Annotated in this window: 24 protein-coding genes; 1 reads left to right on the top strand and 23 read right to left on the bottom strand. The window is 28.4% G+C overall.

Annotated features, from left to right (window positions below):
* Window positions 1–78: 78 nt before the first annotated feature.
* The 22 genes from ychF to N747_RS0102975 all read right to left on the bottom strand — a co-directional run bounded on the left by ychF (window position 79) and on the right by N747_RS0102975 (window position 23749).
* Window positions 79–1170 carry a redox-regulated ATPase YchF gene (gene ychF, locus N747_RS0102850; RefSeq protein WP_024563706.1) on the bottom strand — a complete coding sequence of 364 codons (1092 nt, stop codon included), beginning with the start codon at window positions 1168–1170 and terminating at the stop codon, window positions 79–81.
* Between the two features lie 164 nt (window positions 1171–1334).
* Entirely contained in the window at window positions 1335–2255 is a 921-nt protein-coding gene (gene rsgA, locus N747_RS0102855; protein WP_024563707.1) for a ribosome small subunit-dependent GTPase A, read from the bottom strand.
* A gap of 495 nt (window positions 2256–2750) precedes the next feature.
* Window positions 2751–4001 (bottom strand): serine hydroxymethyltransferase, encoded by a 1251-nt coding sequence (glyA, locus tag N747_RS0102860; protein ID WP_024563708.1) that lies wholly within the window; start codon window positions 3999–4001, stop codon window positions 2751–2753.
* A 90-nt stretch (window positions 4002–4091) separates the two neighbouring features.
* Complete coding sequence (locus tag N747_RS0102870; RefSeq protein WP_024563709.1) at window positions 4092–5135, bottom strand: energy-coupling factor transporter transmembrane component T; 1044 nt, start codon at window positions 5133–5135, stop codon at window positions 4092–4094.
* Window positions 5136–5147: 12 nt separating this feature from the next.
* On the bottom strand, window positions 5148–6008 hold the full coding sequence (locus tag N747_RS0102875; RefSeq protein WP_024563710.1) for an ATP-binding cassette domain-containing protein: 861 nt from the start codon (window positions 6006–6008) through the stop codon (window positions 5148–5150).
* The gene (locus tag N747_RS0102880; protein WP_024563711.1) at window positions 5984–6799 is read right to left on the bottom strand and encodes an ATP-binding cassette domain-containing protein; all 816 of its coding nucleotides are present in this window, start codon (window positions 6797–6799) and stop codon (window positions 5984–5986) included. The genes N747_RS0102875 and N747_RS0102880 overlap by 25 nt, the downstream gene beginning before the upstream one ends.
* Window positions 6800–6984: 185 nt before the next feature.
* Complete coding sequence (locus tag N747_RS0102885) at window positions 6985–8688, bottom strand: M3 family oligoendopeptidase (RefSeq protein ID WP_024563712.1); 1704 nt, start codon at window positions 8686–8688, stop codon at window positions 6985–6987.
* A gap of 144 nt (window positions 8689–8832) precedes the next feature.
* Complete coding sequence (locus N747_RS0102890; protein ID WP_024563713.1) at window positions 8833–9492, bottom strand: hypothetical protein; 660 nt, start codon at window positions 9490–9492, stop codon at window positions 8833–8835.
* Between the two features lie 103 nt (window positions 9493–9595).
* A complete protein-coding gene (locus N747_RS0102895) occupies window positions 9596–10276 on the bottom strand; it encodes a hypothetical protein (protein WP_024563714.1) in 681 nt (226 codons plus the stop codon).
* A gap of 387 nt (window positions 10277–10663) precedes the next feature.
* Window positions 10664–11671, bottom strand: a complete 1008-nt coding sequence (gap, locus tag N747_RS0102900; protein WP_024563715.1) for a type I glyceraldehyde-3-phosphate dehydrogenase — start codon at window positions 11669–11671, stop codon at window positions 10664–10666.
* Between the two features lie 165 nt (window positions 11672–11836).
* The gene (locus tag N747_RS0102910) at window positions 11837–13033 is read right to left on the bottom strand and encodes a phosphoglycerate kinase (protein WP_024563716.1); all 1197 of its coding nucleotides are present in this window, start codon (window positions 13031–13033) and stop codon (window positions 11837–11839) included.
* 754 nt (window positions 13034–13787) lie between these two features.
* Window positions 13788–14654, bottom strand: a complete 867-nt coding sequence (gene fba, locus N747_RS0102920; protein ID WP_024563718.1) for a class II fructose-1,6-bisphosphate aldolase — start codon at window positions 14652–14654, stop codon at window positions 13788–13790.
* Window positions 14655–14918: 264 nt separating this feature from the next.
* On the bottom strand, window positions 14919–15716 hold the full coding sequence (locus tag N747_RS0102925; RefSeq protein WP_024563719.1) for an HAD-IIB family hydrolase: 798 nt from the start codon (window positions 15714–15716) through the stop codon (window positions 14919–14921).
* 170 nt (window positions 15717–15886) lie between these two features.
* The gene (gene tpiA, locus N747_RS0102930) at window positions 15887–16708 is read right to left on the bottom strand and encodes a triose-phosphate isomerase (RefSeq protein ID WP_024563720.1); all 822 of its coding nucleotides are present in this window, start codon (window positions 16706–16708) and stop codon (window positions 15887–15889) included.
* A gap of 270 nt (window positions 16709–16978) precedes the next feature.
* Complete coding sequence (locus N747_RS0102935; protein ID WP_038251783.1) at window positions 16979–17878, bottom strand: phosphatidate cytidylyltransferase; 900 nt, start codon at window positions 17876–17878, stop codon at window positions 16979–16981.
* Between the two features lie 72 nt (window positions 17879–17950).
* Entirely contained in the window at window positions 17951–18505 is a 555-nt protein-coding gene (frr, locus tag N747_RS0102940) for a ribosome recycling factor (protein WP_024563722.1), read from the bottom strand.
* Window positions 18506–18507: 2 nt separating this feature from the next.
* Window positions 18508–19233 (bottom strand): UMP kinase, encoded by a 726-nt coding sequence (pyrH, locus tag N747_RS0102945; protein WP_084193805.1) that lies wholly within the window; start codon window positions 19231–19233, stop codon window positions 18508–18510.
* A gap of 91 nt (window positions 19234–19324) precedes the next feature.
* On the bottom strand, window positions 19325–20149 hold the full coding sequence (gene tsf, locus N747_RS0102950; RefSeq protein ID WP_024563724.1) for a translation elongation factor Ts: 825 nt from the start codon (window positions 20147–20149) through the stop codon (window positions 19325–19327).
* Window positions 20150–20256: 107 nt separating this feature from the next.
* Window positions 20257–21066, bottom strand: coding sequence for a 30S ribosomal protein S2 (gene rpsB, locus N747_RS0102955; protein WP_024563725.1), 810 nt, complete (start codon window positions 21064–21066; stop codon window positions 20257–20259).
* Between the two features lie 601 nt (window positions 21067–21667).
* A complete protein-coding gene (gene dut, locus N747_RS0102965; RefSeq protein WP_024563726.1) occupies window positions 21668–22120 on the bottom strand; it encodes a dUTP diphosphatase in 453 nt (150 codons plus the stop codon).
* Window positions 22121–22296: 176 nt separating this feature from the next.
* Window positions 22297–22935 carry a uracil-DNA glycosylase gene (locus tag N747_RS0102970; protein WP_024563727.1) on the bottom strand — a complete coding sequence of 213 codons (639 nt, stop codon included), beginning with the start codon at window positions 22933–22935 and terminating at the stop codon, window positions 22297–22299.
* Between the two features lie 85 nt (window positions 22936–23020).
* Window positions 23021–23749, bottom strand: coding sequence for a S26 family signal peptidase (locus N747_RS0102975; RefSeq protein ID WP_024563728.1), 729 nt, complete (start codon window positions 23747–23749; stop codon window positions 23021–23023).
* Window positions 23750–24048: 299 nt separating this feature from the next.
* On the opposite strand from N747_RS0102975, the gene N747_RS0102980 reads away from it, so the two are divergent.
* Window positions 24049–24756 carry a DUF2963 domain-containing protein gene (locus N747_RS0102980; RefSeq protein WP_024563729.1) on the top strand — a complete coding sequence of 236 codons (708 nt, stop codon included), beginning with the start codon at window positions 24049–24051 and terminating at the stop codon, window positions 24754–24756.
* A gap of 160 nt (window positions 24757–24916) precedes the next feature.
* On the opposite strand, the gene N747_RS0102985 is transcribed toward N747_RS0102980, so the two are convergent.
* Window positions 24917–25606 carry a hypothetical protein gene (locus tag N747_RS0102985; protein ID WP_024563730.1) on the bottom strand — a complete coding sequence of 230 codons (690 nt, stop codon included), beginning with the start codon at window positions 25604–25606 and terminating at the stop codon, window positions 24917–24919.
* Between the last annotated feature and the right edge of the window lie 191 nt (window positions 25607–25797).

Consider the following 25797-nt stretch of genomic DNA (forward strand, 5'->3'; position numbering starts at 1 on the left):
TATTTTTAGGTTGTTAAATTGCTTTGTTTGTTATTTGGACTTAAAGTTTAAAATAAATGAAAAAATCAAAAATCAAAATTAAATATTAAATCTAAAAGTAATAATATCGCCATCTTTAACTATGTATTCTTTACCCTCAATGCGAACTTTGCCTTTTTCTTTACTTTTTTGAAAAGTTTGAGCTTCTAATAAATCAAGGTAAGAAACAACTTCAGCTTTGATAAAACCTTTTTGTAAATCAGTGTGAATAATACGAGCACATTCGGGAGCTTTAAGACCCTTTTTAAAAGACCAAGCGCGAACTTCTTTAGGTCCTGCAGTAAAATAAGTTTGGAGCTCTAAAAGAGCATAACTTTCTTGAATTAATTTAGTAAGTCCTGATTCCACAAGACCATAGTCCTTTAAAAAAAGTTGCTTTTCTGCAAAATCTAAAGACGATATTTCTTTTTCTAATTGAACACACAAAGGAATTGCTTTTTTGGATTCTTTAGTAGCATACGCTAAAACTTGTTGGTAAAAAACGTTGGAATCCAAAGATAATAAATCATGTTCTTTAATGTTGGCTAAATAAAGGGAAGGTTTTAAAAATAACAAATTAAAGGTTTTGACAAGCTTTAATTCTTCATCCGAAAAAACCAATTTTTTTAAATCTTGGGTAGTTAAATGAGTTTTAATTTTGGTTAATAAAGCTTTTTCTTGCAATAATTCTTTGTCAAGTTTATTTTTTTGTTTACCCAATTTAATTAAGCGTTTTTCAATTTGTTCTAAATCTGCTAAAGCTAGTTCTGTTTGAATAATATCAATTTCTTCTACAGGATTATTCGTTTCTTTCACATGAGTAATATTTGGATCTTCAAAACATTTAACCACATGACAAATAGCATCTACATCGCGAATATGATTTAAAAATTGATTGCCAAGCCCTTCGCCTTTAGAAGCTCCTTCCACCAAACCTGCAATATCTTTGAATTCTATCAAAGCAGAAATGGTTTTTTGAGATTGAAAAATTAGAGATAAAGTTTGAAGACGAGAATCTGACACTTCTACAACGCCAACATTAGGTTCGATAGTGGCAAAAGGGTAATTAGCTTCTAAAACTTGCATTTTAGTTAAAGCATTAAATAAAGTAGATTTGCCCACATTTGGCAAACCAATAATTCCGACTTTCATTTTTGAGTTTCCTTATGTTATTTTATTTTGTAAAAAATAGGTAGTAGTTTTTTGTTGAGGGGGCAAAATATGGTTATAAAATTGTGTAAAAAAGATAAAAAATAATCTTATAGCAATTCTTAAATCGATTTCTGAAATGATGCTATAAAAATGTGTAAAAAAAACTAATATTTGGGTTGGTTTTTGATTTCTTCGTAAAAGCTCACATAATTTTGATATCGAGAGGGAAGTATTTGACCGTCTTCTAAAGCTTTTTTGACGCCGCATTTTTCTTCTTGTAAATGAAAACAACTTTCACCAAAAAAACAATCACAAACATGTTCTACAAAATCAGGATAAAAATTCTTTAAAGTCCTAGTGCAAAAAGTAGTTAAGTCTAATTTGGAAAAACCAGGAGTATCCACAATAAATCCGCCATTAAAATCGTATAATTGGGCGTTTTTGGTGGTATGTTTGCCTCTGCCAAGACTTTCGGAAATTTCTTGTGTTTTAAGTTTGGCATCTGGAATTAAAGCTTTTAGTAAAGTAGATTTTCCTACTCCGGTTTGTCCTGCCAAAACTGTAATTTGATTAGCAAAAATGTGTTTAAGGGCATCTATTCCTATTTTTTGCTTAGAGTTGATATAATAAAAGTTTTGAAATTTTTGGTAATAAGATAATTGTTGTTTCATTGTTGTAAGGTTTTTGGGTTCTAACAAATCTATTTTAGAAAAAACCAAAACTACATCTAATTTTTGTTGTTCTAAAATTAATAAAAACTTATCTAATAAAAGAAATTGAAATTTGGGCTTTACTAATGAAAAAACTAGCAATACCTGGTCAATATTGGCAACATTAGGTCTTTTTAATTCATTTTTACGAGGTAAAATAGATTGAATTAAATAAGTATCACAAGAAAGTTCATAAAGCACAATATCACCTACTTTAATAATAAAGTCAGAGACAGAACTATTTTCTTTTTGGGTAGTTTTGATATCGGGTTTTTTTAATTTACCTCTTTTTTTAGCTTCCAAAATGATTTGAGTTTCTAAATCTTTAATATAATAAACTCCAGCCAAAAACCTTAATACTAAAGCTTTTTCCAAATAATAACTCCTTTTTACATTTTGAAATCTTTTTTAATTATTTTTTTCTGATTTTGTATAAATTACTTTTTAAAAAATTTTAAATTGTCTGTGTGTGTGTGTGTATGTAATAAAAAATGCTAGATACTAATTTATTCTAATTTGAGTAACTTTTTTTAATTAATTAAAAAAACATTAATTATTTTTATTATAACATATAAAAAAAAAATAATTACATATAAAGATAAATTGGTTTTAAATAAGCAAAAACAGAGTTTATTTGCTAATTTTTTTTATGGATATGACTTTGACAAATGGGATGTTTGTAACAAAAAAAAAATAAAAAGGGGTTGACGTTTCTGGCAAAAATTGTTACATAAAAAAGGAAGGACCCCTTAATAATAAGGAGTCTTTTTTTGATGCTTTATTAATATTGAGTCAATATAATTAGGCAAGGGTAAAATTGTAGGATTACAAAATAATTATTTTTATGATTGAAAATAAGGATGTCGTTTTTTATTTATTAAATTTACTTAATAAAGCCAAAACTTGTTGTTTAATTTGGGATAAATAAGACTCATTGTCCAAGTGATTGATAGCTTTGTCCATCAAGTCTGCAACTGCAACAAAATCATTTTCTCTAAAACCTACTGTTGTCATAGCAGGTGTGCCAATTCTAATACCGCTTGTCACAAAAGGTTTTTCTTGATCAAAAGGAATGGTATTTTTATTGACAACAATATTTATTTTTTCTAATGTGTTTGCGATTTTGGCTCCTGTAAACTCAGGATTTGTATGTTTAACATCAATTATAAATAAATGATTGTCAGTGCTTCCACTTACAATGCGATAACCTTTTTGTTGGAAGGATTTAGCAAAGGTTTTTGCATTTTTGATAACTTGCTTTTGATATTCTTTAAAGGAAGGCATCATCGCTTCTTGAAAAGCAACAGCTTTAGCAGCAATAGTATGAATGCAAGGTCCTCCTTGAATACCTGGAAAAATACCGCGATTGATTTTTTTAAATACTTCTTCTTTATTAGTTAAAATCAAACCTCCACGCGGTCCCCTCAGCGTTTTGTGAATAGTAGAAGTAACAACATCGGCGTTAGCTTCAAAGGGACAAGGATGAAGACCACAAGCAACTAAACCTGCAATATGAGAAATATCTGCCATTAAATAGGCATTGACTTCATCAGCAATTTGGCGAAACTTTTTAAAATTAATAGTTTTAGAATAAGCCGAATATCCTGCAATAATTAATTTAGGTTTAACTGTTAAGGCAACTTTACGAATTACATCATAATCAAGCATTTCAGTTTGGGGATTGACATTATAAAAATGAGCTTCGTAAAAACTACCAGAAAAACTTAATTTATGACCATGAGTAAGATGTCCCCCATCCATTAAAGATAATCCTAAAATTTTATCACCAGGTTTTAATAAGGCTTGAAATACTCCCATATTTGCTTGTGAACCTGAATGAGGTTGGACGTTTGCATATTTAGCACCAAACAACTTGGTTGCTCTTTGAATGGCGATTTTTTCTATTTGATCTACATTTTTACAACCATTATAATATCTAGCTTGAGGATATCCTTCTGCATATTTGTTAGTCAAAATACTTCCTTGAGCGTCTAATACTGCTTGAGAAACAAAATTTTCCGAAGCAATTAATAAGATATTTTCTTTTTGTCTAGTTTTTTCTTGTTCAATAAGATCAAATATTTCTTGATCTTGGTCTTTTAATCCTAACTTTTGATTCATTTTTGGGCACAACCTTTTTCTTTTTTTATTTTTGGGTATTCAATGTAATTATTGAAAAAAACAAAAGTATTTATAAAATCATTTACAAATTTATTTGATAAACAATAAAGCAAAAATGATAATTATGGTTATAAAATCAAGTATTTTCCAACGATAAATAATCATTTTAGTACGAGAAGCTCCCAAAACATAACCTCTTACTTCCATAGCATTGGAAAGCACCAAAGACCTTTTAAAAACCAACACAAAAATAGGAACCAATAAGGCTAAAAGATGATTAATTCTTTTAAAAATATTTTTTTTGTGCAAATCCATGCCTCTTGCTGTCTGAGCTTTTAAAATTCTATTGGTTTCTCGCAATAAAAAAGAATTAGCCATAAAAATTAAAGAAAGCATCAAAGTAAAAGTTTCAGTAGCAATTTTGAGTTTTTTTAAAGGAGACAAAATAATATCTAGGCCATCTTGAATTTCGATAAAAGAAGTTATTTTATTGAATAAAAAAAACAACATCACAATTAAAAACAATCTTGTCATAATAAAACAAATTCTTAGAAAAGAAGTCGTTTGCAATATATATTTTTTAGGTTCGCATCCCAAAATATTTTGTATATTGGAAGGAAAATATGAAGGAATAACAAAGACACACAAAAGCAAAAATAACAAATAAGATAATTTAAAAGGGGTATATTTTTTAGTAAAATTATATAATAAAATACATATTAAAAACAACCAAAAAGAATTGATGGCATAACTTAAAATAGGAATGGAAACTTGCATAAAAGCATCATAAGAATCAGTTTCCAAAGGAACTAAATTTATTACCAAAGAAATAATAAAAACAAATCTTAAATGTTTAATTCTTTGCCAAAAATAACTCCAAGTTACTCCAAAAAAGAAACAAAGGCTCATTAAAACTACTATAAAACAAATATAAAATAAAGTAATGTATTTGGGGTTTGCAAAAATAAAAGCTTGATTTTGGGCAATATTATTAACATTAATAGGAAGTTTTAAAATAAAAACTAACAGCAACACAAAAGAAAGAATTTTGATAGAAGGATGGAGTTGGTACAAAAAACAACGAGATAAAGGGGTGCGGGATAAATTATTATTTGTAAAATCATTATTTTCCATTAATAATACCTTTTAACAATAAAACTCTTTTAAATATTGGGCAAGGGTGCTAAAACAATAGTGTGCTTTAAAAGGGATTCCTAAAGTTTGATTTAAATATTTTAAAATTTTAAAAGTATCAGGAATATCTAAGCTAAATTGCTCAAATTGGGGATGTTCAAAAAAAGTTTCTTTTGTACCATCAAAAAGCAATTTTCCTTGAGACAAAACCAAAACACGTTTTGCATATTGGGTAATCAAATTCATATCATGAGTAATAATAATAATAGTTTTGTGAAATGTTTGATGCAAAATTTGTAAAAAATCCATAATATCAGAACTACTTTCCAAATCAAGACCACGCGTAGGTTCATCAAGGATTAAAATATCAGGCTGCATGGCTAAAATACCTGCAATAGCTACTTTTCTTTGTTGCCCATCGCTAATTTGAAAAGGAGATTTTTGATGTAAAGTGGGAGGAATATTGATTTGTTCTAAAGTTTTGAGAGCTTGCTTTTGGGCTTGTTGTTTGTTATTTAAAAAAACTTCAGCTCCAAACATTACATCTTTTAAAACAGTTATTTCAAATAATTGATATTCGGGGAATTGGAAAACTAAACCTACTTTTTGACGCAAAGGCACTAAGAGCTCTTTTTTGGTTTTAGAAGTTATGGTAGTACCACAAACTGTTACTTTTCCTATATTTGTGGTAAGCAAAGCATTCATTAATTGCACTAAGGTCGATTTGCCTGAGCCGGTTTCCCCCACTAAAGCAATAAATTCATTTTGAGAATTAATTTTTAAATTAATATCAGATAAAGCGGCATCAGTTTTTTGATTGGTATGGTTTTTTTTATTATAATAAAAACTTACTTTTTCAAATTGTATTGCCATAAAATATCCTTTAAATTTTCTAAAATTTGATTATTTTTAATTTTTTTGGTGGTGCTGTCTTTTAAAATTTCATAGTAAAGCTGTAATGATAAAGGGAGTTTTAATTTATATTGTTGCAAAAATAAAGGGTCTTGAAAAAGGTTTTGGGGTGGTCTTTGGGTAATTAATTTTCCTTGATCAAGAACAATAATTTCATCACTTTTAGAGGCAAACTCCAAATCATGAGTAATGGTAATCAAAATTTTATTTTTAATGGTTTGAATAATTTTTTGCACTTCCAAAGCACCTTGAGGATCTAAAAAAGAAGTTGCTTCATCAAAGATAATAATTTCAGGTTCCATCGCTAAAATGGAGGCAATTGCTACACGTTGTTTTTGTCCTCCTGAAAGTTGATTCACGTTTTCATCTAATAAATCATCTATTTTTACCATTTTTGCATATTGCAAAACTTTGACTATAATTTCTTCTCTACAAACATTATAATTTTCTAATCCAAATGCAATATCTTCTCTTACAGTAAGTCCTGCAAACTGATAATCAGGATTTTGGAAAACCATACCTATTTTATGTCGCAAAAGAGGCAAATTTTTTTCATTTAAAACGATATTGTCAATTAAAATTTGTCCTTTGGTACAAGCCAGCAGTCCTACTAAAATTTTAGCTAAAGTAGATTTTCCCGAGCCATTATGACCAACAATAGAAACCCAAGAATTATTTTGAATAATTAAATTAAGGTCTTTGAGAATAGGATTACAACCGTAATAAAAAGTTAAATTTTGAATAGATATCATAACTTTAAATTTTTTCTTTCTTTGTTTTAATATTTGGTAGTTTTGATGGGGCATTTTTGAGATATTTGATTTATTTTGAGTGGGGATAAGTTTAAAAAAAAAGAAAACCACTTTTGCAACGAATCGTAAATTAAAATATAAAATAAAAAATAAGATTGAGTTTTTATGAAAAGGTGGAAAAATTGTTATAAAATAGAGTAATTAAATTTAGTATCATCAATTTTTTGCAAATAACAAGTTACAAAAGAAACGATGTTTTTTAAATGATTAGGTTCAAAAGGATTAGTAAGTCCTGTAGTTTTTAAAAGGTTTAAAAAAGTTTGTGAACCACCTAATTGACATAATTTTAAGTACTTTTGCCAAGTATGGGAATAATCTTGTTGACTTAAAAGCCAAATTTCTAAAGCACAAACTTGGGCTAAAGTATAATCAATGTAGTAGAAAGGAGTAGAAAAAATGTGGCTTTGGCGAAACCAAAAAGTACCTTTTTCTAAAAAAGGGTCGCCTTCATAAGTTTCTAACAACAAATATTTTTTTTCCAAATTACGCCAACATTCTTTTCTTTGGGCAGGAGTCATTTGAGGATTTTGATAAACTTCATGTTGAAAATGATCCACTAAAGCACCATAAAGTAAAAAATTAAGGGATTGCGATGAATGTAGAAATTGATATTTGTCTACATCTTGAGCAAAAAAATCTTTTAACCACGGATAAGCTAAAAATTCCATTCCCATAGAACTAATTTCAGCTGCTTCAAAAGTAGGCCAACGATATTCGGGAATTAAATGACGACTTTGATAAACTTGGAAGGCGTGTCCTATTTCATGAGTCAAAACGTCTACATCATGGCTTGTGCCATTAAAATTAGCAAAAACAAAAGGAGCGTTATATTTAGGCAGGTAAGTACAGTATCCTCCGCCTGTTTTGTTGGGTTTACTATTTAGATCTAATAAGTTTTTTTCTAAGAGAAAATCAAAAAATGGTTTGGTTTGGAGAGACATTGCATGATACATTTTTTGTGCTTGAGTTAATTGAAAAGCAACTCCTCCTTGAGGTTTGGGATTGCCACTTACAAAATTAAAACTTTTGTCATAGCTTTCCAATTTAGCAATACCTAAACGTTTGGATTTACGTTTTTGAGTCATGGCATAAAACGGCAAAACATGTTTTAAAATGTTGGTACGATAATCTGCAATTTGGTTAGCATCGTAATCAGTTCGTCCTAAAAGATCATAACCTAAGGCAACAAAGTTAGAATATCCCAATATTTGAGCCATCTTAGTGCGCGTTTGGACTAATTGGTCATAAATAAGGTTGTATTCTTGTTCGTTTTTAGCAAAAAATTGCGAAACAGCTAATTGGGCATTTTTTCTAGTTTGCCTTTGGGACGATTCCAAAAAAGGAGCCATTTGACTTAAATTATAAAGTTTGCCTTCAAAATCAACAGAAAGATCGGAAATTAATTTTTGATATTTGGTTGTTAAAGTATTTTCTTCTTGTAAATAAGGAATAATTTTAGGGTCAAATGTTTTTAAAAATAGTTTGGTTTGGTCAAATAACAAGGAACCAAATTCTTGCACTAAGGCGTCATAATGTTTACTTTTTACCATAGTTTGACTAAATTGATGTTGCAATTCGGTTATCAAAGGAGCATTTTGGTCGCAAAAATTTTTTTCTTGTTGATAAAAAGTATCTTTTACATCTAAGCTATGCCTAATTTCTGCCAAAGTAAACATGGAATTGATGTCATCCATTAATGAATTAAGACGGTTAATAATTTTAATTTGTTCTGATAAGGAAGCATCCAAAAAAGCCTCCATCATAGGAAAAATAGTTTGTTTGGTTTGAGCAATATCAACTCTTTGATATTTAAAATCTTGAAATTTCACTTTGGTTTAATCCTATTTTTTTAATTTTTATGAAACAAATATCTAAATAGCAATTGTATGGTAAGTTGAATTTTATTTATGTTGGTTTGAAAAAATATTTTATTGTCGAATAAATATATTTTAATTATAAACTAATAAATTTGATTATTTCTTATCAAATTCGTAAGTATCTGCTAAAAATTGCAATCTTTTAAACAGCTCTTTTAAAAGGATAACTACAAAAATAGAAGTCACAAAAACTAATGATAATCTAATAAACAAATCTGCTTTAAGTATTTCAATCAAAATTGTTTTCATTGGAGTTTTAGCTTGCCAAGTTGTTTTTTTAAAAAGATCTATTTTTAAACGATATTTTAATACATTATACCAATTACATACTTGATATAATCCAGAAACAAGGATAATTACTAAATAAAATTTTAAAAAATGGTCTTTTTTTTGCAACAATAAACCAGGCAACAAGGCAAAGCAAACAAAACAAGAAAGATTGGCAACAGGTTCAAATCCAAAACTTTGAGTTTTGGGCATTAAATAAAAACCGATAACCTCTGCCAAAGAAGCTCCCATAAAAGAAAGATACCAAGGAACATAAAAAGACATTACAATTAAAGGCAAAAAACGCACATAGACAAGAAAATCAGTATGGGTTCTAAAAATATTTAACCCTGGTATAGTTGTAAAAGTGGTTGTTTGGTTACCAAATGTATAAAAAACTTTAGTTAAAATAATTGATAAAGAAGTTAGATAAGAAGTGAGGATGATTTGTCTTAAAAGTTTTTGATTGCGATTAAAATTATTATTCATAGTTTTTCTCTTTTCTTTGTGTATGTAATTTTATTATTTATATTAATAAAATGTTCTTTGACAACATTGAGGAAAAAAAAGAGGAGGAGGAGGAGCAAAAAAATTATCTATAATAGTTAAGATAAGTTTTAATTCTAGGATTTAAGAAAAACAAAAAAATAAAAATAAAGGCAAAAGTAGCAAAAACAGGGATTAAATTATAACACAAACACCAAATAATAGGGTTATGGTTTAGGGGAGCTAAAAAGGGGAAATAATTTTGTTTATTTGTAATAAGGGGCAACCAAACAAAATAAGAAGCTAAACATTTAAAAGCAAAAACAAAGGTAAAAACTATTAATAAATTAATTAAAATTCTTTTATAATTATCAAAATATTTTAAATTAGGGTTGTAAAAAACAAAAGAAAGACTATAAGATAAATCAACTAAAAGATAATCCAAAAGCAAAACTGCAATTTGTTGTAAGGGACGCATTTGTTGGTCTTGCATATAAGCTAAAATATTGGTTGATTCACTTAAAAAAATAGCTTTAAATAGGTGAAACAAAGCATAAAGAGAACAAAAAAGAAAGCTATGTTTTTTTCCCAATAAAAAACCAATTAAAATTAAGGGAAGGAGAGAAACTTTAATAAAAGAACCGATATTTGATCCCATTTTGGCAATTCCTAACTTATCATAGGTAAATTCTAACACAATTGTTAATCCTAACAAAGTAGAAGCAATAATGTGTTTTTGCAAGGGAGAGAAAAAAACTTTTGTTTCTTTGTTTTTGATTTTTAGCATATGAGATTAATTTTTTTTCTAAAGAAATATCCAAATTATTTTTCATCAGGCAAAATAATTAATTGAGGTAAAAAAAATAAAAATAAAGGCAAAAGGAGGGGAGATATTTTTAGTAAGGGGATAATTATTGGTTTTTATAATATTTTATAATAATATAATGTTGCAAATAAAAATATAAACTAAGGATAAAAAGTGGAGAAAGCAAAATAATGGGGATGATCGCTAATAGAAAATCATTAATAAAAGATATTGATGATAAATTTAATTAATAATAAGGTGATAATGATATTTTGTAAGGGTTGAAAAGGAGAGAATAAAGAAAGTAGACCACTTTCAAAAAAATGGTCTAAAGAGTTTCATTTGTAAAAAAGATAGATTCAAAAGTGATTAAACTAAAGTTGCTACTTTGTGAAGCAATCTTACTAATTGACTAACATAACTCATTTCATTGTCATACCAAGACATTAATTTAATAAATTTAGGTTTTTCTTTGAGGACTTGCAAAGTGTGAGAATCATATAAAGAACCATAACTTGTTCCAATAACATCTGAGGAAACAATAGGATCTGTAACGTATGCTAAAGTTTCATTAGCAGCTTTTTTGAAAGCTTCATTGATGGTTTCTGGAGTAGTTTCTTGTGTCAGTTCTGCAGTAAGATCAACTAAAGATCCTGTAATTGTAGGAACTCTAATTGCTGTACCATCCAGTTTTCCTTTTAATTCGGGAATAACTAAACTAATAGCTTTGGCAGCTCCAGTAGAACTTGGCACCATATTAAAGGCTGCAGCTCTACCGCGACGTGTCCAAATGCCTTTGGGATGGTTTTGATCAATTAAACTTTGGTCGCTGGTGTAACTGTGAACAGTAGTCATAAAAGCTTGATTGATGCCAAAATTATCATTTAAAACTTTAACAACAGGTGCCAAACAGTTAGTAGTACACGAAGCTCCACTTACAATGGCATCTTCTTTGGTTAGGATTTGATCGTTAACATTGTAAACAACTGTTTTTACATCCCCAGTAGCAGGAGCACTAATTAATACTTTTTTAGCTCCAGCTTCTAAATGAAAAGATGCTTTTTCTTTGCTAGTAAAAAAACCTGTACATTCTAAAACAATATCTACTCCTAGTTTTTTCCAAGGTAAATCCTGAGGGGTTTTTTCTTGAAATACAGGAATTTTTTGTCCTTCAACTACTAAATAGTTGTCTTCAAAACTAACAGCGTCTAATTTGTAAGGTTTTTGAATGCTGTCGTATTTTAATAAATAAGAAATAGTTTCTAAAGTTGCTAAATCATTAATAGCTACTACTTCAAATTTAGGATTTCCAAAAATAAGACGAAAGGCTAATTTACCGATACGCCCAAAACCATTAATTGCTACTTTAACTTTCATAATTAATAATTAAACCTCTTTTTCTTTTTTTATCCTTTTTTAATATAAATAATGGATCTATTTATTGTTTTTTGTGAATTATTTTATTTTTGTGATGTTTGTAATATTTGGTAATTTTAAAAATAATGATTGAAAAATAAAATAAAAATAAGGGGGGGATTGTGATTACAGATTTTCTATACATGCAATCCCCGGCATGGGTTTACCTTCTAAAAATTCTAAAAAAGCGCCTCCACCCGTAGAAATATGGCTGAAATTTTTGTCTAGACCGAATTTAAAGACTGCAGCAGAGCTATCGCCACCACCAATAATGGTAGTTGTATTGTTCGAAAGATTACTTATTGTTTGGGCTAAAGCTTTTGTGCCTTTAGAAAATTGTTCAAATTCAAACACTCCTACAGGACCATTCCAAACAACTGTTTGAGCCATTTGTAAATGAGTTGTGAAAAGTTCAATTGTTTGAGGTCCAATATCAAGTCCTATTACATCATCAGGAATATTATCATAACTATAAACAGCTGCTTGTGTTGTTGGCGAAAATTCTTTTCCACAAACAAAATCTTTAGGTAAAACGATTTTTTTGCCTTCTGGAGAAGATAATAATTCTTTTACTAAAGGAATTTTGTCTGCTTCTAGCAAACTGGTGCCTATGTTAAAACCTTTGGCTTTAAGAAAAGTATAGATCATTCCTCCACCTATCAAAAGAACATCAACTTTTTGCAAAATACTGCGAATAACTCCAATTTTGTCAGATACTTTGGAGCCACCCAAAACAGCAACCAAAGGTCTTTGAGGAGTTTGTACAATTTTTTTTAAAAAAGATATTTCTTTTTCGACCAAAAAACCAAAACATTTTTCCTTGATATATGTTGCAATGCCTACATTGGAAGCGTGGGTGCGATGGCATGTGCCAAAAGCATCATTGACAAAAATATCACCTAAAGATGCCCAATATTTACCTAATTCGGGGTTGTTTTTACTTTCTTTTTTGAAAGGAACATCTTCAAAACGAGTGTTTTGGACTACTAACACATCCCCTGGAAGCATCTTGCAAACAGCTTGGTTTAAGATTTTGCCTTGTGTTTCTGGAACAAAATTTACTTTTTGTTGCAAATAAAAAGAAATTTTTTCAGCTACCACTTGCAAGCTAAAATGGTCTTTATCAGATTCAGTTTTGACGCGTCCCAAATGAGAAAAAATAATAACTTTAGCTTTTTGCTTAACTAAATATTGTAAAGTAGGTAAAATAGCTTTAATTCTGTTGTCATCTGTAATAACGCCATTTTCTAAAGGAACATTTAGGTCTGCTCGCAATAAAACTTTTTTATTTATAATATTCATATTAGTTAAGGATTTTGTCATTCATTTATGGCCTTTCACTTAGTAAATATTAATTATTTTTAAATTAATTTTTAATCTAAATTAGTAAAAATAGTTAGTTTTGGTTGTGTCATTGTTATAATAATTTTTATTATAAATTTGTTTTATTTTATTTATTTTATAAAATGTTTATAGGAATAATAATTTTTAAATTATTGGTATTATTTTAGTGTTTGTTTTTTAATTTTTTCGATTATTGATTCTGGCAATTCGTCTCTAATGGCATTTAATTCTTCCAAGTATTGATCAAGTTCACCTTCTATAAGGTTATATTTGCGATTGGTAAAAGCTCCTATTACAAAAGTTAAAACATTTCTTGCCTCCCATTAACCGTTGCTTTTCAAAATCATTAATTATTTCCACAATAAATTGAATTTCTAAAGAAAATTGTTCTTTTAATTTGAAATTATCGCATTCAATTAACCTAATTTTAATATCTTTAATTAACCACTTCATAAAACAAAGTTTGATTTCGATTTTTTTGCCTTTAAAATAACTGTGCAAAGCTAAATTTAATTTATTTTTTACCCACAACAAAACACAATAGAGGGCACAAGTGTATTTTATATTGCTAATAACACAATAACTATGGTGTTGTTGGTGTTCATATTTGTATTAGAACTTTCCATATTTTGGACCTTTCTTCTCTAAAATATAAAAAAGAAGTTTTTTTATAATAGTAGCTATATTTTATTAAGGGAGTGATTTAAAATTAGAAAATATGGATATTAAATAATTAGGCTTTGTTGATTGAACCAAAAAGAGCTAATTTATGCCTCATTAATTCTTTAATAGCTAAAAATCCGGGATTTAATAAATTGCGCGGATCAAAACCTTTGTCTGTTAAATCTTTTTTTTCTTCGATGTATTGTCTAGTAGCTTTGGCAAAAACTAATTGAAATTCAGTGTTAACGTTGATTTTCACTACTCCCAAAGAAATAGCTTTTTTAATCATATCTTCAGGAATACCAGTGCCTCCATGCAGTACTAGGGGTGTTTGTTTGTTGGTAAGTTCTCTAATTTTGGCAAAAACACTAAAATCAAGTCCTGTCCAATTATAAGGATATTTACCGTGCACATTACCAATTCCAGCAGCAAGAATATCAACACCTAAATCAGCAATTTGTTTGCATTCTTGAGGATCTGCAATTTCTCCTTGACCAATAATGCCATCTTCTTCACCACCGATTCCCCCAACTTCTGCTTCTATTAAAAGTCCTTTTTGATGACATATTTCGGTGATTTCTTTGGTTTTACTTAAATTTTGTGTAAAATCATAATGACTGCCATCAAACATAACAGAAGTGAATCCTGCCTCCATTGCTTGTTTGACACCTTCATAAGAACCGTGATCTAAATGCAAAATAACAGGAACAGATACCTTATAAAAGGCGTCTAGTTCTCTTACCATTGCAACGACTGTTTTAAGTCCTCCCATATATTTTGCAGCCCCTTCAGATACTCCTAAAATAATAGGTGATTTTAGTTCTTCAGCAGTTTGTAAAGCAGCTTTGGTCCATTCTAAATTGTTAATATTTACTTGAGCTATAGCGTATTCTTGTTGATGCGCTTTTAAAAGAACATTTTTATCGGAAGTTAACATTTAACTTAATCCTTTCTTTGGTTTTAGATTTGCATCTAAATTGTAATTAATGAGTTTTTTTAATTAACTTTTTGGACTAAAAAATAATTTAGGAATTTAAGCGGTTTTTTAGGTATAATTGCAAAAAGAGAAATCTATTTTATTATTGTCAAAAAGAATGCAAATTAACGGTTTTAAAATCACAAAACATAGAAGAAAAATATAAAAATTATAAAAGCAAGTAAAAATTAATGCTTTTTTTAAATTAAAATCCAAAAGAAAAAATTAAACTAAATGATTTAGTTTTAAAAAATCATAGAATTTATCATCGTCGATATGAGGAGCTAAAAGATTACAATTATCTTTTATTTCTTGGCAATTGGTGTTTTCCAATCCGATGCCTAAATCAGCTAATTTAAGCATTTCAACATCATTATAGCCGTCTCCTACACAAACTAATTGATGATTGCAGTAAAACTCTTTTAATTTTTTAATACCACAAGCTTTATTCACGCTTTGAGGCACTAAATCAACACCACCATTAGTTCTCCAATAATACGCTTGCAAGTCTTTCAAATCTTTAAGAAAATTTTGCAATTTTTCTTTATTGGGTTCGAATAGCCACACTTGATAAACATTGTTGTGTAAATGGAATTCGGGGTCAACTACAGATTTTTTATTGGTGCAGTAAAACTCTCCTAATGAAGGCGGAATTAAGTCTTGTGGGCTTGGCACAATTTCTTGTGTCATTCCTGTAAGACCTATGTGAATGTTGGCTTGATGGGCTTTTTCGATTAGTTCTTTGACTACTTCTTTTTTAAAAGGCCTATCATCAATTACTTTATCAAAATATTTAGTAAGACCGCCGTTAAAAAACACAAAATGTTTGAAATAAGGTAGCAAATCACCTAAAACATCTATTCTTTTAATGTTTCTTCCTGTGGCAACTGCTAAAACATTATCAGGGTTTTGGGCTAAAGTTTGGATGGCTTTGATCGTTTGAGGAAAGATTTTTTTATATTTAGAACTTAAAAGGGTTCCATCAATATCAAAAATAAATAAAGATTCTTTTTTTTGTTTCATTTGAAACTCCTATTATCCTATCGTATTTGAGAAACACAAAAAAATGATGAAATGCAAAAATGAAAGAAAAAATGCAATTAGAAAAAAGGGGTATTAATTAATTGTAGCAAATTTAAATAAAAACATTTACAAAATATTGGTTTTATTTTCCTAAATGTAAATTATAATTATCAACAAAAAGGACAATCATTTTTTTGAAAAATATCTTTAGTAGAAACTAAAACTTGTTTACTTGCTATTTGAGCAAAAAATAAAAAATCCTCAGTTTGGAGGGAAGCTTTTCCTGCTAAAATACCATCAATAGCGGGTTGTTCTAAAATGGCTTTAATGTTGGCAACAGACACTGAACCGCCATAAATAATTCTCATGGCACAAGTTGCTTGGGAAGAATAAAGTGCAGTGACTTTATCTCGGATTTGTTCAATGGTTTTGTTAGCGTCTTGGGGAGTTGCGCTTTTACCTGTACCGATTGCCCAAACCGGTTCATAAGCGATAATGATGTTTTGTAATGCTTCTTCTGGAACACCTGCAAAAATGTTGGTTAATTGTTGGTCTAAAAACACTTGAGTTTGGTTGTTTTCTTTGGTAGGAAGTGATTCGCCCACACAAATAGTAGGAACTAATTTGTGTTTGAGAGCTGATAAAAGTTTTAGATTAACTGTTTGATCAGTTTCTCCAAAAAGAGTTCTTCTTTCGTTGTGTCCTAATAAAACGTGTTTGACACCTAGTGAAAGCAAATTTTGTGGTGAAACTTCACCAGTAAAAGCACCTTCAGTTTCATAAAACATATTTTGAGCCCCTACTTGTAAATTGGCGCCTTGTAATTGTACTAAGAGATTCAATAAGGTAAGTTGGGGGAAAATTAGAGTTTGGACTTGGGTTCGATCAGGAACTTGCAAACTTACTTTTTGGATAAATTCTAAGGCTTCGTCTTTGCATTTGTACATTTTCCAATTACCTGCAATCACTTTTGTTCTTGATTTGTAATTCATAAATTACTCCTTTAATATTTTTTTGCAAAAAAATAGATGATTTAAAAAATTAGTTCAAATTTTTTAAATCAATATTTTGGAAGTGGAAATTATTAAAAAAAAATAAAATATTGAATTTAAATTTATAATAAAAAAGAAAGGAAAAACCCGAAAAGAGTTATTATTTTATATTAACATTTACAAATAAAATTATATCATAACAAAGCAAAGGAAAAAATTAAATGTTGAAAAAATATAAATAAATATAGTAATTTGGGGGGGAGGATTTGTTTAAAAAGGTAAATTAAAGAGTATGAGAGCAAAAAAAGAACTCAAAAGCCAAGAATCAAATCTATCTAAAAGACCACCATGACCCGGAAGGAAACTTCCAAAGTCTTTGATGCCATAATCTCTTTTAAATTTGGAAGCTAACAAATCGCTGATTTGAGAAATAATAGAAATTAAAAAAGTATAAATAGAGAATCTAATACAAGAGTCACATTTAAGAAATAAAAAGGCAATTAAAACTGTTATAGTAGAGCCAAAAGTACCTAAAATAGCACCTTTTTGAGTTTTTTTAGGACTTAGGTGAGGGGCTAGGGGTCTTGTTCCCAAAAAGGGACAAAAACGCGGGAAACGTGCTAAAAAAGCAAAAGAATCAGTGAGCATAACTGATAAAACAAACAAAAAAAAATAATGCCAATGTAGGAAAAACAAAGAAAAAAGACAAGCCATCAAAAAACCGATATAAAAAGTTATAAGAAAGGTTTTGCTTGCATCTTTAGTTTGAAAAAAGGGTAAAAAAACTAGCATTATTAAAACTAACACAAAAGGCAAAAATAAAAAAAGAAAAAAATAATAATTAAATGACGGTTGTTTTAAATGTGATAAAAAACTTTTGAAAGGTAGCAAAAAATCATTTGTTAATTTATTATTTTGACAAATATTTTGATACAACATCAAGCAAACACCTGTAAAAAATAATAAAGTAGAAGTGGCAACTAACCCAAATTTAATAAAGGTTTGTTTTTGGGTGTCTTTTGGATATTTGAGTATAAAAAACATTTCTTGGACTGCTTTTATTGCTAAAATGGCAAAAACTACAAATTTGATTTCTAAAGGAACGCAATAATAAAAGAAAAAAGAAAATAAAACTAAGGTCCCCCCTGTTATTATTCTCTTTTTTATCATATAAACCTCCATTTTTTAAAAGCGAAAGGTAAAAATTAGGTGAAATTGTTATATTTTAAAAACGAAATCATTTTAAGCTTTTAATAATTCAGTATTTTTAGTGGTAGTATGTTTGTCAATAAGTTTAATGTTTTTATCAGTTAATGTTTGGATTTGATTTAAATAAAAAGTTTCTAAATCTTTAGTAAGTTCAACTTTTTTGATTTTGTCATTGCCTTCGCGACGCACGTTTCTAATAGCTACTTTAGTTTTTTCTGCTATTTGATCTACTTCTTTCATTAAAGCTTTTCTTCTCTCTTCGGTTGGTTTGGGGAAGACAAGTCTTACAACTACACCATCAGTTTGAGGAGTGATTCCTAGATTAGAAGCTAAAAGAACTTTTTTAATATCAGGAATTAAAGTGCTATCGTAAGGTTTGATGTTAAGTTGGTTACCTTCAGAAACGCTAATAGAGGCTAACGTTTTTAAAAAAGTGGGCGCTCCATAATAATTAAAAGTAATTTTATCTAAAATATTAGGATTAGCAGTTCCAGTACGAATATCACAAAAGTTTTTTAACATTACTTCTTGGGCTTGAGTCATTTTATTTTCTAACGACGCAAGAATATCTTTAGCAAGTTGTTGCATATTTATTCTCCTTTTGAACTAATAACAGTACCTATGTTGCCTTCTTTGAGTACAACTTTTTTGATGTTACCTTTTTTTAACATATTAAAAACTAAAATATCGATTTTATTTTCTAAACAAAGAGAAGCGGCTGTAATATCCATAACTGACAGTCTTTGAGATAATATTTGTTGGTGTTTCATGTGTTTGATTAAAACGGCATCTTGGTATTTTTTGGGATCTTTATTATAAACACCTTCAATATTGTTTTTAGCCATTAAAATAACATCAATGTTTAGTTCGGCAGCTCTTAGGGCAGCAGCAGTGTCGGTGGAAAAATAAGGAGAACCAGCTCCTGCACCTAAAATAACTACTCTGTCTTTTTCCAAATGACGAATAGCTTTGCGGCGAATATAGGGTTCAGCTACCGAAGAAACAGGAAAGGCAGTCATCACGCGTGTGATTGTGTTTGTTTGTTCTAAGGCATCTTGCAAAGCTAAAGAATTCATGATAGTTCCAAGCATTCCCATGTAATCTGCCTGAGAACGATCCATACCAAGTTCTTCACCAGTGCGTCCACGCCAAAGGTTACCTGCTCCTACAATAATGGCAATTTTAACTCCTAAGTCTTTTATTTCTTTGATTTCCCAAGCAATTTTTTTAATAGTGCGAGGATCAATGCCGTATGAAGACTCGCCTTTAAGAGAATCACCACTTAATTTTAAAAGAATTTTTTTATGCATATCCACAAAACCTTTCTTCATAAACATCTGAAAAAACTTTAAAAGGGTCTAAATTTAAGTTTGTTAAATAAAGTATGAAATAAAGATTTTTGAATTATTAGTTGCCCATTTCCCAACGCACATAAGAAACTACATCAGTGTTGTTGGCTTTAAGATAATCTTTTACTTTTTGATATACATTTTTGACAAAAGGTTGTTCTGATAAACACATTTCTTTTAACATTTTGCCTAAACGATTTTCAACAATTTTTTCTATCATTTGTGTGGGTTTGTCGGATAATTCTTTGGCAGTTTGTTTGTGTAAAATCTTTTTTTCTTCTGCTAAAAATTTAAGGTCTACTTTGTCAGGAGTTAAAAATTGTGGTTTGGAAGCAGCTATATGCATCGCTATGTCTTCTGATACAGAAGGGCAGTCGTTTTTTAAAACTACCAAAACAGAAATACGTCCGCCTTGGTGTTTGTAAGTTCCAAAAGATTCTTGAGGATTTTTAGTAACTTTTAAAACACGTTTAAGAGTAATATTTTCGCCCAAAACTGAAGTTTTTTCTAACAATAATTCTTGAACGGTTTTATTTTGATAATTAAAGGCTAAAAGATCTTTGGCGTTAGATAATTGGTTTTTTAAAATAATTTCTCCAAGTACTTTTACTAATTGTTGAAAATGTTCATTTTTGGAAACAAAATCAGTCTCAGAATTGATTTCATATAAAAAAGCGTTATTTCCAGCAAAAACAATGTTAGTAATGCCTTCAGAAGTTACCCGTCCTTGTTTTTGAGCTGCTTTAATTATGCCTTTTTCTCTTAAAAACATAATTGCTTTTTCAATGTTGCCTTCAGTTTGTTGTAAAGCTTTGTGACATTCATTCATTCCAGCATGCGTTTTTTGACGTAAATCCTTAATCATTTCAGCTGTAATTTTCATTTGCTGCTCCATTCTAAATTTTAATGAATTTAATTACTTTTAATTATAAATTATAAAAATAAAAATTGTGTATTTATTAGTTAAGAACCAAAAAAAAATAATTATCTTTAGTTTTGATTTTGACTTTGGTAAGATGGTTTTCTTGTTGAATCTTGGTAAGGGCGTTTGTTAGGGGTGTTATAATTTTGAGATTTTAATGGGTTTTTAGCATCAAAAGTTTCTGCTTTTTCAGCAACGCCACCAATGCCTTCAACACAAGCATTAGCCATTAACCAAATAATTAATTTCACTCCTCTAATAGCATCATCATTAGCAGGAATAATGTAGTCTACTAAATCAGGGTCACAATTAGTGTCTACAATCCCAAAAACTTTGATTCCTAATTTGCGCGCTTCAGCAACTGCGATGCTTTCTTTTTCTGGGTCAAAAACAAAAATAGCTTGAGGCAAGTCTTTCATGTCTTTAATGCCACCTAAGAATTTTTCTAATTTGTCTCTTTTACGCTTTAATTGCACTACTTCTTTTTTAGGAAGTTTTTTCCAAAGTCCTTCTTCTTCTTGTTTGTGGAGCAAATGAAGTAATTCGATTCTTTTTAAAATAGTTTTGAAATTAGTTAGTGTACCACCTAACCAACGATGATCCACGTAGTATTGTTGTGAACGTTGCGCTTCTTCTCTAATCGATGATTGAATTTGTTTTTTGGTGCCTAAAAATAAAGCTTTTCCGCCTGAAGCAATGATGTTTAGTAATTCTTTATAAGCTTTTTCAATTTCTTCTGAGGTTTTTTTCAAGTTGATGATATGAATGCCATTTCTAGAAGTAAAAATATAGGGTTTCATTTTGGGATTCCATTTGCGAGTGGCATGACCAAAATATACTCCTGATTCTAATAATTGTTTTGTTGTAACTACTGCCATTGTTATTAAAAACTCCTTTTTTATTTTGATTAATATATTTTTTGAGATGTTGTGTAATTAATTGTGATAATAAATAAATGATAATTTTGTTTGTGTTTAGGTTTTTGTTAATTTTAAGTATTTAATACATTTTTTAATTGTGAATTGTGTATCAAAATTGATCCAAAATGATGTGACGAATCATCAAGTTTTTATTTCTATTTGCAAATATTGTGCCAAATTACTAAATTGCTAAATTTTTTAATTGTGTTATATAAAATGTTTGATCAATGTATTTATACATCCATTATAATTAAATAAAAGCTTTTTTGAAAGTTTTTGTTTTGGGAAGGAAAATGAAGTTTTAATAATTATTTGATAATTATAAATTTATAAATCACAAATATAACAATTAAAAAAATAATTAAATAATCAAAATTAACGGACAAAATGGTTTGCCTGGTAGCAAAAACGGCAACAAACAAACAAATGAATTAAAAAAAACAAGAATAAACAATAAAATGTTTTTTGAAATAATAAAAATAAATAAATTTTTTCCTAACGTATTTTACCATATTTAAAACCATTTAACAATGTTTTTGTTGATTGGAGTGCGATTTTGTTACTTTGTGCTACCAAAACCGCCTTTTCTGGCTAAATTATTTTCTTTTTCTTGAGTAATTTGGAAAAAGGGTTGAAAAATCCCTTGTGCAATTCTTTCGCCTTTGCAAACTTGAACTGGGTTTTTAGAAAAATTATACAAAGCAATAAAAATATGACCTTCATTTTGCAAATTATTATAATAATCACTATCGACTACTCCCACTCCGTTGGCAAGGGTAAGTTGTTTTTTTAAGGGCAAAGAAGACCTTAAATAAATTAATAAAACTTCGTTCCAAGGAAAAGATGCTTTAATTCCTGTGGGAACCAAAATAACTATTTGCGGTGGAATTTCCATGCTTTGGGCTGCTTCAAAATCATAACCAGCGCTGAATTTGGTTTGGCGTTGGGGAAGATTGATTTCTTGATTTTGATAACTGCTTACTTTTTCAAAAAAACGGTTTGTTTTATTCATAAAATTAAACCTTGGCTTTCTTTGGGGGTAGTTTTAGTAATTTTACTTTTAAATTAATAAATGCAAATCACAAAATAAAAGTAATACAAAACGAGAGAGAAAAAATAATTAAAAAAGAGGTAAAAATATCAAAAAAATGAGTTTAAATGTTATAAAATAAAAATATTATAAAAAAGTTAAAGATTCCAATCAACAACTTTAATTCCACAAGTTTGCAAATAAGTATTAGCGCGAGAAAAAGGTTTAGATCCAAAAAAACCTCTATAAGCAGAAAAAGGGGAAGGATGAGGACTTTTAATTATGCAATTTTGGGATTGACAAATGTATTGTTCGTAGTTTTGAGCAAATTTGCCCCACAAAATATAGACTATATTTGGTTTAGCTTGCAAAAATTGAAAAATAGTTTTGGTAAATTCTTGCCAACCAATTTGGTGGTGACTTAAAGGTTTATCTTTTTCAACAGTCAAAATAGCATTAATCATCAAAACGCCTTCTAGTGCCCATTTAGTTAAATTATTGGTGCAAGCAATAATTTGTAAATCATTTTGTAATTCTTTAAAAATATTGAATAAGCTAGGTGGTTTTTGGAGGGTTTTTACACTAAAAGACAAACCGTGAGCTTGATTTTTGCCATGATAAGGATCTTGCCCCAAAATAACTACTTTCACTTTTTCAAAAGGAGTTAAATTAAAAGCTGCAAAAATATCTTCTTGATTGGGATAAATAATTTTGTGATTAGTTTTTTCTTCTTGCAAAAAAGTAAATATTTTTTTAAAATAAGGTTTAGTTTTTTGATTATTAATGATTTGCCACATTAATTGTTCACCTTTTAATTTGTTATTATCAAAATTATTGTTGTATTATTTTATAATTCGGTGTTATTTGATTGTATTTTTATAATTATTTGGCTGCTTTTAGTTCTTTAATTAATGCATATAAGAGATACGCCATAATCATTAAATAAACGATTATTAAAAACAAATATAAGGGATGTTCGAATAAAAAAACAAAGAAAGAACGAATATAAGCAAATAAATTTCTGATGGATGAAAAAATATAACGGTCTTTAAAAATATATTTTCCTACAATTTTGTTATAAGGAATTTCTTTTTCGTATGAAAGTTGGGGTTCGTTTGCATCACCCCAAGTGCCAATTAATTTTTTATTTGGGTCATTAGAAACAACTCTATGAATAATAAAACGTGTTTCTTTGGCTTTTTGTCTTTCTTGTTCAGAAACATTAGGATTATTATAACAAGGGTGTTCGAAAATTACAATATCGCCGTCTTTTGGATTATTTATGCCTACTTTATAAGGTTTTGTTGTGGGATTTTTGATAATTTGTTTCCCACCAACAGGCATAAGTTTAGAAGCATCCCAAACACCTATAATAAAAACTTCATCTCCAGGACCATGTATAAAAGGTTCCATACTACCAGAAGCCACAGGAAAATGAGCAATACCTAAATATTTGGCTGAATATGTAGGGAAAAAAATATTACCCAAAGAAATAATAAAGAGATAAATTAGAAAAAAATCTAAAATAATAATCATACTTTTTTTAAAAATTAAAAAGATAGATTTGGTTTTTTGATTTTGTGGCGGAGTTTTTGTTTTATTTTTTAACATAAATAATTACCATAATAATCCATTATTTTCCTTTTTTTATTTATTAAATATGAATTATTTTCAACTATACAAATTAATTATAACATAGAACAAGATTTTTTTTTGATGAATCAATTATAAGTTCTAAAAAATATTATTATTATAAAAAATTAATGTTATAATATTATTGAAAATATTATAAATAATCAAAAGCTATTAGTTAGCTATTATAAAATAATTATTAATATCATAATAAATTAAAATAAATGAAAGATAAATTAAATTACATATAAGAATTTCCCAATAATAAATTAAAAAATATGAAAATTACAAAATTAAGATCTAGATTCGCAAATATTACAACTACTTTTGCATTATTGTTGTTAGTGATGTTGATTTTTAAATCTTTTGAAAATATCAATAATATAAGCCCAACAAAAAAAGAACCTAATCATAATGTGGATGTTATTCAAGAAAAAATCTATAACATGGATGGAAACATTGACCATATTTTTGATTACGATAGCAAAACAAATCAAAAAATTAAACTCACAGCATTTAATGAAAGGGAGGAGTGTGTTTGGTATATCATAGAATATGATCTGCAAACTGCCAATAAAATTAAACACACTGTCTTTGGAAATGATGGAAATATCTTAAATATTAAAAAATACGATCCACATACGCAAAATTTAATTAAAGAAATAAGTTTCGCAGAAGGAACATCAAATATTTTATATATGTATGAATACGATGCTAAAGGTGGAAATATCATAAAAGAAAATCATCATAATAGTCAAAATGGCAAAATAGAATATATTTTGGAATATGATCCTCAAACCCAAAATAAAATCAAACATACAAAGTATTTTCCTAATGGAAATATTGATTATATAAATAAATACGATACCAAAACAGAAATAAGAATTTGGTTTGCAAAATACAAATATCAGAACAAAAATAATGTTAAAGAAATTTATAATTATGATCCTAATAGTGGTGATATCATAAAAAATAATGGCAATTAGAATTGTTAAGAAAGATATTTCAATGAAAAAAATCAGGTAAGAAGATGTTTTTTTGCAGGTAAAAGCAAGACTGGTTTAAAAAAGGTAGTTTTTTCGAAATAATAAAAATAAAAAGTATGCAAAAGGGGCTTTTACACATATTTTCATCCTAATATTTTATTTAATTTCTTAATTGTTGTTGTTTTTTATATCCTAAAGCTTTATTGATGTGCAAAAAGTCTTCTGGATGAACGTATAAAACTCTATCATCAGAACTATAATAAGTTTTTTTAGTATAATCTTGTAGAATTTCGAACTGCATTTCTTCGATGTTATTTAATTTTTCTAAAACTTGTTTCAAAGTTTCTGGAATTTCATTCCAAAAATTCTTTTGTGAGTTAAAAGTTTGGGCATTATTAGGAATGGTATCAGCTTTGGATTTATGTTGTTTTTCTTCTAATTCTTTAATTTTTTGTTTCATTTCTAATTCAAAGATCTTTTGATTAAAATAAGTTTCAAGCATTTTATGCTTTAATTCTAAAAGATCAGTTTGTGAACGGTTATTATCTTTTTTATCCATCATCTCCATTAATTTTAAATTAATTAAACAATTAGAATCAAAGTCTTTGTTATTAATTAAAACATTGGGTATTTGAGGTTGTTCGTTTTTATTGTTGTTGTTTTTGCTCTCTTTAGACGATTTAGAAGGACTAAAGATAGCTGCAATACGAAAATTAATAACATAAATGAAAATTAGTGTTTTAATTACTAATTTTACTAAAAGAAATATCAATACAGGAAAAAAAATAGCTCCAAAAAACCAAATCCAATGGTTATTGGAAACCCAAGTTACCAATTCTTCAAATCTCAAAAAACCAACCTCCTAATAAAAGCGTTTTTAAAACTTTTATACTTTATTTTTGTTAGCTTCATAAAAACTTAAGTATAGCTTATATTTATTTTTATTTTATCATAAAACTTTATATATATCTACACCTTTATTTAATCAAAAAAATAAACAATTGTCAATTGATTTTGGTGGTTTTTTAAGATAAAGTTATT

This window comes from Candidatus Phytoplasma tritici (assembly GCF_000495255.1).
GTDB lineage: Bacteria > Bacillota_I > Bacilli_A > Acholeplasmatales > Acholeplasmataceae > Phytoplasma > Phytoplasma tritici.

What these genes read in the sequence shown, in the direction of transcription:
- ychF (WP_024563706.1), bottom strand. Translation starts at nt 1,170, where the DNA reads ATGAAAGTCGGAATTATTGGTTTGCCAAATGTGGGCAAATCTACTTTA.
- glyA (WP_024563708.1), bottom strand. Translation starts at nt 4,001, where the DNA reads ATGAATCAAAAGTTAGGATTAAAAGACCAAGATCAAGAAATATTTGAT.
- N747_RS0102870 (WP_024563709.1), bottom strand. Translation starts at nt 5,135, where the DNA reads ATGGAAAATAATGATTTTACAAATAATAATTTATCCCGCACCCCTTTA.
- N747_RS0102875 (WP_024563710.1), bottom strand. Translation starts at nt 6,008, where the DNA reads ATGGCAATACAATTTGAAAAAGTAAGTTTTTATTATAATAAAAAAAAC.
- N747_RS0102880 (WP_024563711.1), bottom strand. Translation starts at nt 6,799, where the DNA reads ATGATATCTATTCAAAATTTAACTTTTTATTACGGTTGTAATCCTATT.
- N747_RS0102890 (WP_024563713.1), bottom strand. Translation starts at nt 9,492, where the DNA reads ATGAATAATAATTTTAATCGCAATCAAAAACTTTTAAGACAAATCATC.
- N747_RS0102895 (WP_024563714.1), bottom strand. Translation starts at nt 10,276, where the DNA reads ATGCTAAAAATCAAAAACAAAGAAACAAAAGTTTTTTTCTCTCCCTTG.
- gap (WP_024563715.1), bottom strand. Translation starts at nt 11,671, where the DNA reads ATGAAAGTTAAAGTAGCAATTAATGGTTTTGGGCGTATCGGTAAATTA.
- N747_RS0102910 (WP_024563716.1), bottom strand. Translation starts at nt 13,033, where the DNA reads ATGACAAAATCCTTAACTAATATGAATATTATAAATAAAAAAGTTTTA.
- fba (WP_024563718.1), bottom strand. Translation starts at nt 14,654, where the DNA reads ATGTTAACTTCCGATAAAAATGTTCTTTTAAAAGCGCATCAACAAGAA.
- N747_RS0102925 (WP_024563719.1), bottom strand. Translation starts at nt 15,716, where the DNA reads ATGAAACAAAAAAAAGAATCTTTATTTATTTTTGATATTGATGGAACC.
- tpiA (WP_024563720.1), bottom strand. Translation starts at nt 16,708, where the DNA reads ATGAATTACAAATCAAGAACAAAAGTGATTGCAGGTAATTGGAAAATG.
- N747_RS0102935 (WP_038251783.1), bottom strand. Translation starts at nt 17,878, where the DNA reads ATGATAAAAAAGAGAATAATAACAGGGGGGACCTTAGTTTTATTTTCT.
- frr (WP_024563722.1), bottom strand. Translation starts at nt 18,505, where the DNA reads ATGCAACAACTTGCTAAAGATATTCTTGCGTCGTTAGAAAATAAAATG.
- tsf (WP_024563724.1), bottom strand. Translation starts at nt 20,149, where the DNA reads ATGAAAATTACAGCTGAAATGATTAAGGATTTACGTCAAAAAACGCAT.
- rpsB (WP_024563725.1), bottom strand. Translation starts at nt 21,066, where the DNA reads ATGGCAGTAGTTACAACAAAACAATTATTAGAATCAGGAGTATATTTT.
- dut (WP_024563726.1), bottom strand. Translation starts at nt 22,120, where the DNA reads ATGAATAAAACAAACCGTTTTTTTGAAAAAGTAAGCAGTTATCAAAAT.
- N747_RS0102970 (WP_024563727.1), bottom strand. Translation starts at nt 22,935, where the DNA reads ATGTGGCAAATCATTAATAATCAAAAAACTAAACCTTATTTTAAAAAA.
- N747_RS0102975 (WP_024563728.1), bottom strand. Translation starts at nt 23,749, where the DNA reads ATGTTAAAAAATAAAACAAAAACTCCGCCACAAAATCAAAAAACCAAA.
- N747_RS0102980 (WP_024563729.1), top strand. Translation starts at nt 24,049, where the DNA reads ATGAAAATTACAAAATTAAGATCTAGATTCGCAAATATTACAACTACT.